Raw genomic sequence first — 10,586 nt, 5'->3', positions numbered from 1 at the left:
GTGGTCAATTACCTAATTTTCAGGGAAAAAGTCCCTGAATTTTCCCCCCAATCACTCCAAGGGGCGGCACTTTTTGAGGGAAAAAAAGTCTAAAAACCTTGTTGGATAAGGTTTTTAGATTTATTCAGCAAACCCTAATTATTAGCTCTCCTGCAAACGGGACAATAAATCCTGTTTAAAAGGTATAGGAAAGTGGGGTGTAGGGTGTAGGGTGTGGGGAGAAACAATTGATAACTTGAGAGTTAATCACACTATTAAAAACGGATTTGGTATTAAAGTTCGATCGAGCATTACTTTTAACAAATAACTCAAAAAACCGCCAGTTTAAAGAAATAACTAGCGGCTTTTTGCTGGGGAAAATTACCCGTAATGGAATTACAGAGAGGAACCTAAACCAGCGTAAGCTCCGTAGAAGAAAAGACCAACCACGGCGATAACGCCTAGACCAGCGATGGTGGCGACTAACCACAAAGGAATACGACCTTCTGCGAACATGAATAACACCTCCTAATTGCGATGACAATGAATCGGGACTAATTAGTTAAAGAAATAGCTGGAAAATAAAATTCCCAAGACAGCAACTAGGAGTAAACCTAGGTAAAGAGAAGTACGATTTAACTCGACAGCTTGCCGATTCGGATTAGGTGTTCTTTCCATAATTGTTCTCCTAGCGTTGAATAAACTGCATTGCCGCAATCGCACCGATAAAGAAGACAGTGGGAACCGCTAAGGTATGAACTGCCAACCAGCGAACGGTGAAAATGGGGTAAGAAATGGGTTGATTGGGATTACCACTAGCCATTGTTTTTATCCTTAATTAAAGTAAACTACTGATTAAACTGCTCGATTTGATTTTTGGCCTCAAAGCGATCATTAATGATCGGTAATTCTTGACGCTCTTGAGTGTAATACTCATCGGGACGGGGAGTGCCAAAAACATCGTAAGCTAAACCGGTACTCACGAATAACCAACCTGCGACAAACAGCATGGGGATGGTGATGCTATGGATAATCCAGTAACGAATACTGGTAACGATATCGCCAAAAGGACGTTCGCCGGTACTACCTGACATGGACGGTTCTCCTCGGAATGATAGGACTTGAAAAATTCAATCTCTATAATAGAGACTTTCTTGACCCTGAGACAAGTTTTAGGCCGGTTCGCTAGGGGGATTATATTTCAGTAAAACCCCATTTTGTCCCAAGACAAAACCCTTGTCGGAATTGATAAAAACAATTCGATAGAGATTGGAGGGGACACTTTCCACAGCGCGATCTTTTTGCCAAGATTGGCCGCTGTCATGACTGACCAAGAGATTGCCGCTACCACCAGCGACCCAAATTTCTTCGGGGCTGCGGTAGTTGAGGTCCAAAAGTCCCCAACTGGTGGAAAACTCTGGGAATACCTTATCTTCCCATGTATCGAGATCATTGGGGCTAGTAAATTGTAGTTGACCACCCCGGGCCAGGGCCCACAGTTCCCCTTTTTCACCATAACCGACTTTTTGTAAGCGGCGGGAAGAAAGACGATTGTGGGGTTGCCATTCTGTTGACCCCGGTTCCCAAGTGGAATAAAAGTTCCCGCGTGCGGAAACGGCCACGTATTTACCATCATGGGAACGAACAATTGTCCGGGCCACACCCACAGCACCTTCCACTAAAGCTTGCCAAGTTTTGCCCCCGTCTTTGGTGCGGTAGATAGCGCCTAAATCCGTGACCATTTCGGCGGTTTTGTCGTTCAGGGCGATAATTCCGTAGGGGGAACCGGGTAATTTTTCACTTAAGAGAATACGGGACCAGCTGCTGCCCCCGTCTTCGCTATGGAGAAGAATTGAGGGTTTACCGACAATCCAACCCTCTTGGTTGTGGAAACTGACGGCGCTAAAGCTAACTTTTTCGTCGCCAAGGTTGAGGACTTTTTGCTGCCAGTTGTTCCCCCCATCGCTGGTTTCAAAGAGGGTAGATTTGGTTCCCACTAACCAACCGTGCTGCAGGTCGTCGGTAAAGGCGATATCGGCAAAAGTAGAGTCAGTGTCGAGGGTGAGGATTTGCCAAGGACTATTGCTCAGGGATGGCACATTACTACAGCTAAAGCAGAAAAAGGCTACAGCTAGAACTATTACGAATTGTTTCAGTTTTCTCATCAATGGTTCAGAGGTATTGGTCAAGGAATCGGGACGGATTAGGGTTTGTACCCGATGGGTTACAGGCTCATAAGAGCCGTTAGATTTAAAGATAATGAGTGCTTGAGTTAGTTTAAACCATATAAACTAATAAAGAAAACAAATCCTAGCGCTAAAGCCCCGAAAATCAAAATATTTTTTTGTGCGGGAGTGAGACGGTTGACTCCAAAACCATAGCTAAGATTTTCTTGGAATCCCGAAGGAGCATCTTTAGCTCCGATGTTGATAAATTGGGAACGACGCACACCACACACGGGACAGCGCCACGTTTCTGGCAATTCCTCGAAGGGGGTTCCAGCGGGAGTGTTGGTTTTACTATCTCCCTTGCTGGGGTCGTAAACGTAGCCGCAGGAGCGACATTCGTAGTTGGCAGGGGCCTGGTCGGCTAGGGTTAGTTCTGGTGGGCGATCGCTCATGACTAAGATTAAAGGAATTTTCAACACTCTGTTACAAATTATCCTTGAAAATTGACCCCTCTCACGGGCAAGCCCTGACAGAATACCAAGTTTTCAAGTCTTAAAAGGATTAGCGAGGCAGCATATCGGCTTTAAAAAAAGTAAGATTAATCTATTAGGGCTTAAATGTCTATTAAAACTTTATTAAGTTGATATTTAGGCTATTTACCCTGATTTTGGTACTCAAATTTATTCCGAGAAATTGAGAAATTTCAGGCAGGGAAGAAATTAGGGGTCTGATACCAAATCCTGTTTAAAATATAGGAGATTGGGGAGCGCCAGAGCTGCGGAGCAGGGGTAAACAATCCATAACTGGGTTTTTAAAGTTGGATTGGGAGTTAATCATGCTATTAAAAGCGGATTTGGTATCATATTGAATAAATTTAATCACTTTTAGCGATCGCTTTTATATTTTGGCATAAATGGGCTGCTCCCTCTCTGTTCCCCAAAACGAAAACTTCGCACCTCACTATTAAGATAACTGCTATCAACCTTATATTATAGGTATATAATCAACCTTAACTATCCCTTAAAAAGAGAGTAAAAATTGTGTTCAACCAGCTTGATTGGAATCCTGCCTACTCAATTGAAACCTTAGAACCAAATACGGTATTTTTTCTATCTGAGCGAGAATCAATCTGTTTCCAAGAGCCGCTTTATTATCGTTTAGTAAGATTAATTGATGGTCAACGTAATCTTGATGAAATTATTGATATTCTTCAGTTAGAATTTTTACAAAATCAAGAAATCAATCCCAATAATCCTAATTTGTTTGCAGTGATTATTAATTATAGTCTGGCAATTCAAAAAGCGATTTTTCAGTTATATAAACGAGGTTTTTTGTTAGAAAAAAAAGAATTATTGCCGTCTAATTTAGCAATTTTATGCCATCATCTTCAGGTTTCTCTATCCCAAGCTTTTGAACGATTACAATCTCTGAAGGTTACGGTTAAAAGCCTAGGCTCAATTCCCCAGCAAGATTTGATCAATATTTTGAATTCCTTGCAAGTTCAAGTCGCAGATGAAGGGGATTTAACCATTATTTTAACCGATAATTATCTTCATCCTGATTTAGATAGTATTAATCAACAAGCTTTAGTCTCGCAAAAGCCTTGGTTATTAGTTAATCCCCTGGGAAACCTAGCCTGGATTGGTCCCTTATTTTATCCCGATAAAACTGGTTGTTGGCATTGTTTGGCTCAACGATTACGAGATAATCGTCCCGTGGAGGAATTTATCATTAGACAGAGAGAAAATAAGATTTCTTTAATTTCTCCTTTAGGGTTTTCTTCAGCGACAATGCAGACAGCTTTAAATATGACGGCTATGGAGGTTTTTAAATGGATTATTCAAGGTAAAAATCAACGTTTAGAAGGAATACTAATGACTTATGATACTTTAAATTTACAATTTCAAGAGCATATTTTAGTTAAACGTCCGAACTGTCCTAGTTGTGGATATTCTCTGAATAAAACACCTTTACCTGTGGTTTTGGGACATCGAAAAAAGGCTTTTACCAGTGATGGGGGACATCGTTTTTGTTCTCCTGAAGAAACCTTAAGAACCTATCAACATCTTATCAGTCCTATTACGGGAATTGTGCGAGAATTAAATAAGATACAAGGGAATGCTTTAGTTCATACTTATGTAGCGAAACATCATTTTCGTAGCGTCTTTGATGATTTAGCCAGTTTACGGCAAAATATTGGAGGTAGAAGTGCGGGAAAAGGCCGTACAGATAGTCAAGCAAAAGCAAGTGGATTTTGTGAAGCTATTGAGCGGTATTCGGGAGTTTTTCAAGGGAATGAAATCAGAGAAAAAGCGAGTTATCAAGAGTTAGGAGATAAAGCTATTCATCCTAACAAATGTATGAGTTTTAGTGAAAAACAATATCAACATCGAGAAGAATGGAATGCGAATAATCAAGGATGGTTTCAAAAAGTCCCTGAACCTTTTGATGAAACTAGAATCATTGATTGGACTCCTGTATGGTCTTTAACTGCTCAAGATTTTAAGTATTTACCGACGGGATATTGTTACTATGTTTATTCTCAATCTGAACCCTTAGATTGTTGGGCAGATTCTAATGGCTGCGCCGCAGGAAATACGATAGAAGAAGCGATTTTACAAGGATTTATGGAGTTAGTGGAACGAGATTGTGTGGCTTTATGGTGGTATAACCAATTAGTTAAACCTTCCGTTAATTTAGAGAGCTTTAATGAGCCATATTTTGAGCAATTAAAGCAATATTATGAGGGGTTAAATCGGGAGCTATGGGTGTTAGATATTACTAGCGATTTGAATATCCCTTGTTTTGCTGCTATTAGTCCGAGAAAGGAGCGGGAAGTGGAGGATATTTTATTAGGATATGGGGCGCATTTTGATCCGAAAATTGCCATTAGTCGAGCGTTAACTGAGGTTAATCAAATCTTACCGAATGTGTTATCTTTTAAGGAAGATGGGACAACAATTTATAATCCTTCTGCGGATCCTTTGGCGGTTAAATGGTGGCAAACGGCAAGGTTAAGCAATCAATCTTATTTAGTTCCCGATAGTAAAATAATACCGAAAAAAAGCAGTGATTATTTACAATTAGCTAGTGATGACTTATTAGAGGATGTTAAATTGTGTCAGCGAATTGTTGAGTCAAAGGGGATGGAAATGTTAGTATTAGATCAGACTCGTCCTGATATTGGTTTAAGAGTAGCTAAAGTCATTGTCCCCGGAATGCGTCATATGTGGAAGCGTTTAGGGGCAGGAAGATTGTATGATGTTCCTGTTAGCATGGGATGGTTAAAAGAAGCTTTGACGGAAGATGAATTGAATCCTTTTCCCATGTGGATGTAACGCTTTTAAATAGGGGAGCTTATCACTGATCAGTAAAAGGTGCGTCACCGAAGTAACACACCTTAAATAGTGTTGGGTTCCGTACCTCAATCTAGCCGATAAGAGAGGCGATCGCACTTAGAAAGTGTACTTGATTTCAATAACACTCATGACACCTTCAACAATGGTTTGCCACTGTCCAGTAAATTCTGCACCATAAGATGCTGCAATTTGCGGACCTAATTTTTGTGCTTCATCGTTGCTCCAGAGAGGTCCAGCTAAAACATTAGTTTTAAATTCATGAGTTCCAGTATTTTCCACCTGTAGTTCTACTTCTACTACACTCATTGCACTTTCAACTACGGTTGTCCACTGACCAGTAAAGTTTCCTTGATGAGCAGCTGCAATTCTCGGACCTACTTGTTGTGCTTCATCGTTACTCCAGAGGGGGCCAGCAGGGATATTAACTTTGTAACTTGCCATAATAGATAATGTCCTTTGAGACTTTTGTTGATTTTGTATCCTCAAGACGATATCAAAAATCCTTTTCTGAATTTTTTGAGTTAGCCATAATGCCTTAAGCAAAATGTCTTGTCTTTTGGGTTAAAAGTGATTGGTTCAATCACCTTTGATACCAGAATAAGTTTTATTTGGGGTAATGGCAATCCCTAAAGTTAATACTTTTCTAATAGGTTTTTTTGAGCAGAATATTAGATTTATATTAGATTTATATTAGATTTATATTAGATTTATATTAGATTTATATTAGATTCAAAGGGTCACTTTATGGTATGATGGTAATCTCTCGTAAGTAGAACAAATGAATTAATCAATCAAATTACAGAGATTGAGTCAAAGGGGATGGAAATGTTAGTATTAGACCAAACTCGTCCTGATATTGGTTTAAGAGTAGCTAAAGTCATTGTCCCCGGAATGCGTCATATGTGGAAGCGTTTAGGGACAGGAAGATTGTATGATGTTCCTGTTAGCATGGGATGGTTAAAAGAAGCTTTAACGGAAGATGAATTAAATCCTTTTCCCATGTGGATGTAACCCTTGTTCATGGTCAATTGTTGATGATTTTAAGTTACTTGGTGAAGATTTCGAGTTTAACTTTCATTCCCGTTTTATCTAAAAGACTGAGTAATTTATCAACAGTAAAACGGCTAATTTCTCCATTCATTAAATCACTAATTTTCGGTTTTGTTTCCTCGAAAAAAGTGGCGGCTTCTTGCTGTGTCCATCTTTTTTCTTGGATAAAAGACCGCAAGGTTAACATCAAATCGGCTCTAATTTTTAAGTTAGTTGCTTCTTCACTGTTAAATCCTAAATCTTCAAAGATGTTATCGCTACCAAAAGTGATCTCAATAGGGTTAGATTGTGTCATGGTTATCCCTCCTGTAATTGTTGTCTAAATTGAATCATTTGTTGATAACATTGTTGTCCAAATTCAATTTCTTTTTTCGAGGTTTTCTGTGTTTTTTTACCAAAAGCATGAAGGACATAAATCGCTTCTTTAAACCTTGCTACATAAAAGATTCTGTAGGTTTCTCCTGTCCAAATTCTAATTTCTTCTGTTCCTTGACCAATAATGGGAATGGGTTTAAAATCATTGGGTTTCTCTCCTTGTTGAATAGCTCTCAGTTGAAAACCTGCTTTACGCTTTGCGTCTTCAGGAAAATCTCTAATATCTTCCCTTGACGTCCCAATCCAGTAAATGGGTTTATCTCCCATGTTGGGATTAATGCTTAAGGTTGATACCTAATTTAGTATAATATGATCATCAGTTTGTCAATTGTTCGTTAGTTGACAAACTGATGATCATTTTAGTTTAACTGAATCTAAGTAAAGTGTATCAGGGCAAACATCTTGTTCATGAGGCCATAAGCAAAGTTATTCTGGACTTAAACGTACCTGTAGGGGCAAACCCCCTGTGGTTGACCCCGTGTTGCCCCTGTAGCGCACTAAGCAATACAAGCGCGTAAATCATTAAGAGTAATCATCAACGTCATCGGTTCAAGAGGAGACACATCAAAACCTAAAGCCAAATAAAAATTCTTAGCTTCTTCTGAAATAGCATGAACAATAATTCCCCGAATACCAATGGTATCAGCCGCTTTAACAACCCGTAGCGCACCATCACGAAATAAACCGCATCCTAAACCTTGACCTTGGTAAGAAGTATCTACGGGAGCATCTCACCTTTGTAACTCCTAAATTAAGTTTTATGTCAAGCTATTTTGAAAGCCTTGCCAAAAGTCAGTTTTAGCGACAAGCATAATTACTCACTTGCATAAATGAGATGCTCCCGTATCTACTGCCAATCGTGCCAAAATTACCACTGGAATTGGGTTAGGCATATTCCGCCGAAATTTACCATTAGCTGATTGTATACTAATCGCCCCGGAAGCAAGGGCGTAATACCCAACTACCCTATTGTCAACGCAGGTAACAAAAGTTCTAGTTGCACCACTGGCTTGATTAGCATAAGCTCGACGCTTCAACCAATCATCAAGAGAAGTAATTCCGCAGGAAAAATCAGTGATTGAGTGATAAGCTAAACGGCTTTTACTTCGGATCACCGATATAGACTCCAAAAGGGTTATAGCTATTGGATCATGCAGGTTAAGCGCCGTTTAGCTTAACTAGCCAGAGGTTCAGGTGGTGTCAAATTCATTCCTTCTCCCAAGGTGCGAGCGTCTGCATGGTTTTGCGTAAACGTTCATTAGGTTGAGGTGGTGCATCTAGAAGTGCGATAAATTCTGCATAAGCCTCTGGACTAGCCAAAAAAATAGTACGTTCGAGCAAAGTTTCCTCCGCAGCATTCCGCGCGGCTTCCAAAATAAAATCAGTTCTATTCTTACCTTGCACTTTGGCTGCCATATCGATCAAATTGCGTTCTTCTGGCTTAATTCGCAAATTTAGGGTATTACGCGGAGTCTTACTTTTTGTTTTACTACTCATAAGATGGGTGTGTAATTCCAAACTTAATTATTTTAACATAATGTAGTGACAACGACATTACACTATGTACGATACGATACCAGGATTTTTCAGAGAGATGAGCATCATTTGATGAAAGTCTAGGCTTCAAACCTTTCCATTATAACTGATAGGTAAAAGCTGCATCACCGCAGTAACACACCTTAAATAGTCTTGGGTTTCGTTGTTTCAAACTAATCGAGAAGAAGGGGCGTGCTGCTATGCAGTGCCGTAGGCATCGCACTATTATTGAGGAATTAATTTAATTAAACTTCTTAAGGTCGCATTAACGGATTCCGAATTAGGAAAATATTTTTTAACATCAGGATCAAGAATAATTACATCATTTTGCGCTGGAAAATGTTCAACCGTTTTTGTTCCATCTTCATGATGAATAGTAACGCTATGACCTTCCCGATACTGTTGGTAATATTTTCCGCGAACAGGATTTTTAAGTTGACTTAAATCATATTCTTCTCGCAAGTCATCTTCTAATTCATCTTGGATTTTCTCGTTCATAATATCTCCTTTCTTTGGGTGTAACTAATCTTGCACTAATTAAACGAATTTTATGATCACGATCCGTATAAGAAACAAATAGAAATTTACTTTGATCTGATAAACCTATTATAAGATAGCGATTCTCTCCTGTAGAATGGTCAGGATCATCGAAATTTACAGCTAAGGGATCATCAAATACGGTGGATGCTTCTTCAAAAGAAATGTTATGTTTTCTTTGATTTATTTTTGCTTTCTGTTTATCCCATTCAAATGCTAGTTCCAAATCATTGCCACTTTGTCAACTGAAATATCCCGCATTGTAGCATATCCTGAGGGCGGAATAACAATTTTTCCTGTGCGATCGCGTCTTCCCAAAGTTTGATTAATAGAGAGATATATAAGCGATCGCTGCTGATAGTAAAAGGTGTGTCACCGCAGTAACACACCTTTATTATTGTTGGGTTTCGTTGTTTCAACCTAATCTAGAAGAAGGGGCGATCGCTTATGACAAAAATTGCTATTATAGAAACTATTGATATTCAATGATTTAGGGGTAATCATAATGACACAGTTAACTGAAGAACGAAAACAAGAGATTATTGCTGAAGTTTTAGCAGCGAGAGCAAACCGTGAACAATTTCTATTAGAGATGAAACAACGGCAACAAGCAGGGTTAAAAATTGCTCAAAAATGTGCTAGTCTCCTTAAAGAGAAGTATGGAGTCACGAAAGTTGTTTTATTTGGTTCATTGTTAAATTATGAAGAAATAACTCCCCATTCTGATCTTGATTTAGCGGTTTGGGATTTACCAGAGAAAGATTATTTTAAGGCGATAGCAGAGTTAGATAATGGACAGGATTTTGAGGTGGATTTAGTAGAAGTTCAAAAGGCTCATCCTTATATTTTAGAGGCAATTGCTCAGGGGGTTGAATTATGACTAATTTATCAATTCAAGATATAATTAATCAAGAACTCAATAAAATTTTTCAAGCCCTACAACAGTTAGAGATATTTTTAAGAGAATTATCTCATCAATCGAATGTCATGTATCAAAACGCATTAATTAATTCTATTGCGCTTAATTTGCATGGAGTTTATACTGGAATTGAGCGTATATTTGAAGCGATTGCTAAAAAAATTGCTCAAAGATTCCCAACGGGGGATAAATGGCATCGAGATTTATTAGAGCAAATGTCTGTTGATATACCTAAGGTGAGAAAAGCAGTTATTACAGAAGAAACAAGGCTCATTTTGGATGAATTACGGCGGTTTAGTCATCTGGTGAGAAGTGCTTATTCTTGCCAATTAGATGAGGAAAAGGTTTTAATCATCGCCCATCAAATTGTTAATTCTTATCAAACCATAATCAATGAAATTCAATTGTTTTGTAATAATTTAAGTAGGGTTTGCTGAATAAAGCTAAAAACCTTACAGGAAAAGGCTTTTAGCTAGATTGAGAGTCGCTCAGGTGCCCCTGAATCTGCTAAAATTACTCAAAACCCTTGCATCTTCTCTCCTTAGTACCAATGTATCGCAAGATTGAGCTACCCCCAACCTCACCAGAAAACTTCGAGTTTCCCTCGGAGGGGAAATTATCCCCAGACAATCGTTGGGTTATCATGGCCAATCTAATTCCTTG

Annotated in this window: 17 protein-coding genes; 4 read left to right on the top strand and 13 right to left on the bottom strand. The window is 38.9% G+C overall.

Going from position 1 to position 10,586, the window contains the following annotated elements:
• Positions 1-375: 375 nt before the first annotated feature.
• The 6 genes from IM322_RS21640 to IM322_RS21615 all read right to left on the bottom strand — a co-directional run bounded on the left by IM322_RS21640 (position 376) and on the right by IM322_RS21615 (position 2,599).
• Positions 376-495, bottom strand: coding sequence for a photosystem II reaction center protein J (locus IM322_RS21640; RefSeq protein WP_045362404.1), 120 nt, complete (start codon positions 493-495; stop codon positions 376-378).
• Between the two features lie 42 nt (positions 496-537).
• Complete coding sequence (gene psbL, locus IM322_RS21635) at positions 538-657, bottom strand: photosystem II reaction center protein PsbL (RefSeq protein ID WP_002735805.1); 120 nt, start codon at positions 655-657, stop codon at positions 538-540.
• Between the two features lie 10 nt (positions 658-667).
• Positions 668-802 (bottom strand): cytochrome b559 subunit beta, encoded by a 135-nt coding sequence (psbF, locus tag IM322_RS21630; RefSeq protein ID WP_002736175.1) that lies wholly within the window; start codon positions 800-802, stop codon positions 668-670.
• A 25-nt stretch (positions 803-827) separates the two neighbouring features.
• The gene (psbE, locus tag IM322_RS21625) at positions 828-1,073 is read right to left on the bottom strand and encodes a cytochrome b559 subunit alpha (RefSeq protein WP_002737435.1); all 246 of its coding nucleotides are present in this window, start codon (positions 1,071-1,073) and stop codon (positions 828-830) included.
• Positions 1,074-1,151: 78 nt separating this feature from the next.
• Entirely contained in the window at positions 1,152-2,144 is a 993-nt protein-coding gene (locus IM322_RS21620) for a photosynthesis system II assembly factor Ycf48 (RefSeq protein ID WP_287672110.1), read from the bottom strand.
• Between the two features lie 107 nt (positions 2,145-2,251).
• The gene (locus IM322_RS21615) at positions 2,252-2,599 is read right to left on the bottom strand and encodes a rubredoxin (protein WP_002757647.1); all 348 of its coding nucleotides are present in this window, start codon (positions 2,597-2,599) and stop codon (positions 2,252-2,254) included.
• Positions 2,600-3,187: 588 nt separating this feature from the next.
• On the opposite strand from IM322_RS21615, the gene IM322_RS21610 reads away from it, so the two are divergent.
• A complete protein-coding gene (locus tag IM322_RS21610) occupies positions 3,188-5,485 on the top strand; it encodes a TOMM precursor leader peptide-binding protein (RefSeq protein ID WP_287672107.1) in 2,298 nt (765 codons plus the stop codon).
• Between the two features lie 117 nt (positions 5,486-5,602).
• On the opposite strand, the gene IM322_RS21605 is transcribed toward IM322_RS21610, so the two are convergent.
• On the bottom strand, positions 5,603-6,049 hold the full coding sequence (locus IM322_RS21605; protein WP_223212957.1) for a mannan-binding lectin: 447 nt from the start codon (positions 6,047-6,049) through the stop codon (positions 5,603-5,605).
• A 243-nt stretch (positions 6,050-6,292) separates the two neighbouring features.
• On the opposite strand from IM322_RS21605, the gene IM322_RS21600 reads away from it, so the two are divergent.
• Entirely contained in the window at positions 6,293-6,517 is a 225-nt protein-coding gene (locus IM322_RS21600; RefSeq protein ID WP_353737537.1) for a YcaO-like family protein, read from the top strand.
• 34 nt (positions 6,518-6,551) lie between these two features.
• On the opposite strand, the gene IM322_RS21595 is transcribed toward IM322_RS21600, so the two are convergent.
• From IM322_RS21595 to IM322_RS21570, 6 genes are all read right to left on the bottom strand, one after another.
• Positions 6,552-6,851: a helix-turn-helix domain-containing protein gene (locus IM322_RS21595; RefSeq protein ID WP_002757640.1), complete on the bottom strand. Its 300-nt coding sequence runs from the start codon at positions 6,849-6,851 to the stop codon at positions 6,552-6,554.
• A 2-nt stretch (positions 6,852-6,853) separates the two neighbouring features.
• A complete protein-coding gene (locus IM322_RS21590) occupies positions 6,854-7,198 on the bottom strand; it encodes a type II toxin-antitoxin system RelE/ParE family toxin (RefSeq protein ID WP_287669873.1) in 345 nt (114 codons plus the stop codon).
• A 551-nt stretch (positions 7,199-7,749) separates the two neighbouring features.
• Positions 7,750-8,046 carry a hypothetical protein gene (locus IM322_RS21585; protein WP_287672106.1) on the bottom strand — a complete coding sequence of 99 codons (297 nt, stop codon included), beginning with the start codon at positions 8,044-8,046 and terminating at the stop codon, positions 7,750-7,752.
• Between the two features lie 91 nt (positions 8,047-8,137).
• The gene (locus IM322_RS21580) at positions 8,138-8,428 is read right to left on the bottom strand and encodes a type II toxin-antitoxin system TacA family antitoxin (protein WP_002799472.1); all 291 of its coding nucleotides are present in this window, start codon (positions 8,426-8,428) and stop codon (positions 8,138-8,140) included.
• A gap of 264 nt (positions 8,429-8,692) precedes the next feature.
• The gene (locus IM322_RS21575; RefSeq protein WP_002799473.1) at positions 8,693-8,965 is read right to left on the bottom strand and encodes a hypothetical protein; all 273 of its coding nucleotides are present in this window, start codon (positions 8,963-8,965) and stop codon (positions 8,693-8,695) included.
• Complete coding sequence (locus IM322_RS21570) at positions 8,943-9,230, bottom strand: BrnT family toxin (RefSeq protein WP_012266238.1); 288 nt, start codon at positions 9,228-9,230, stop codon at positions 8,943-8,945. Before IM322_RS21570 ends, IM322_RS21575 begins: the two co-directional genes overlap by 23 nt.
• 279 nt (positions 9,231-9,509) lie before the next feature.
• On the opposite strand from IM322_RS21570, the gene IM322_RS21565 reads away from it, so the two are divergent.
• Together IM322_RS21565 and IM322_RS21560 are read left to right on the top strand one after the other, a co-directional pair.
• Complete coding sequence (locus IM322_RS21565; RefSeq protein WP_002757633.1) at positions 9,510-9,884, top strand: nucleotidyltransferase family protein; 375 nt, start codon at positions 9,510-9,512, stop codon at positions 9,882-9,884.
• On the top strand, positions 9,881-10,360 hold the full coding sequence (locus IM322_RS21560) for a ribonuclease toxin HepT-like protein (RefSeq protein ID WP_287672105.1): 480 nt from the start codon (positions 9,881-9,883) through the stop codon (positions 10,358-10,360). Before IM322_RS21565 ends, IM322_RS21560 begins: the two co-directional genes overlap by 4 nt.
• Positions 10,361-10,586 lie beyond the last annotated feature (226 nt).

The sequence above is a fragment of the Microcystis sp. M109S1 genome (genome assembly GCF_020247025.1).
Lineage (GTDB): Bacteria > Cyanobacteriota > Cyanobacteriia > Cyanobacteriales > Microcystaceae > Microcystis.
Note: the sequence above shows the minus strand (reverse complement) of the source record. Positions and strands in the feature narration are given on the sequence as shown.